We start from the raw sequence: 1,063 nt of genomic DNA on the forward strand, positions 1-1,063 counted from the left end.
TTGACCGCGGCGAGGGCCCGGAACAGTCCAGGACGCTCCTGATTGCCAGCAACGAGGACGGAAGCTTCGACGCAACACTGATGCGCGGAGCCGGGACAACCCTGGACGCACTCTCAACGATCGCCGCCGCCCGCGGCATCCTGGGAGCGCCGGGCCAGGAGACGGTCCGCGACGACGACGCCGTCGCCGGATCGCTCCGGAACGTCGTGGCCACCATCGTCGCCGGCGAAGGCGTGGATCCGCGGGAGGACCTCGAGCGGCTCGGCGTCGGCTTTGTCGTGCTCCGGGTTGCCGATTCAGCCTCCGAATTGACGGCCAGCCGCGTGGACGCAGTTCCCGGACTTGCCGCCGTCGGCCAGACGGGGACGGGCTGGCTCTGGCGGGTCAGCCCGCTGGACCGGCCCGGCATCACGGACTCCGACGTCGCGCACCGGGTCCGGGTAGTGGACGGCAGCGGCGCCGCCATCGGACTGCTTCCTTCCGAAGAAGTCTCGGCGGCCGGCAGCCCAGGCCCGCACGCTGCCCGCCACGGCGGTTGACCGCGGCGAGGGCCCGGAACAGTCCAGGACGCTCCTGATTGCCAGCAACGAGGACGGAAGCTTCGACGCAACACTGATGCGCGGAGCCGGGACAACCCTGGACGCACTCTCAACGATCGCCGCCGCCCGCGGCATCCTGGGAGCGCCGGGCCAGGAGACGGTCCGCGACGACGACGCCGTCGCCGGATCGCTCCGGAACGTCGTGGCCACCATCGTCGCCGGCGAAGGCGTGGATCCGCGGGAGGACCTCGAGCGGCTCGGCGTCGGCTTTGTCGTGCTCCGGGTTGCCGATTCAGCCTCCGAATTGACGGCCAGCCGCGTGGACGCAGTTCCCGGACTTGCCGCCGTCGGCCAGACGGGGACGGGCTGGCTCTGGCGGGTCAGCCCGCTGGACCGGCCCGGCATCACGGACTCCGACGTCGCGCACCGGGTCCGGGTAGTGGACGGCAGCGGCGCCGCCATCGGACTGCTTCCTTCCGAAGAAGTCTCGGCGGCCGGCACGGTCCCGGCCGGTCCCGAGGGCC

2 pseudogenes are annotated in these 1,063 nt (G+C 72.1%); both read left to right on the forward strand.

Annotation, left to right across the window (positions count from 1 at the left end):
• Positions 1-539: pseudogene (locus tag Y706_RS29350) on the forward strand (glycosyltransferase family 2 protein); the annotation flags it as partial.
• Positions 514-1,063, forward strand: a pseudogene (locus Y706_RS29355) (glycosyltransferase family 2 protein); the annotation flags it as partial. The pseudogenes Y706_RS29350 and Y706_RS29355, both read left to right, overlap by 26 nt.

Origin of the sequence: Arthrobacter sp. I3 (assembly GCF_000520575.1) — a bacterium.
Taxonomy (GTDB): domain Bacteria; phylum Actinomycetota; class Actinomycetes; order Actinomycetales; family Micrococcaceae; genus Arthrobacter; species Arthrobacter humicola_A.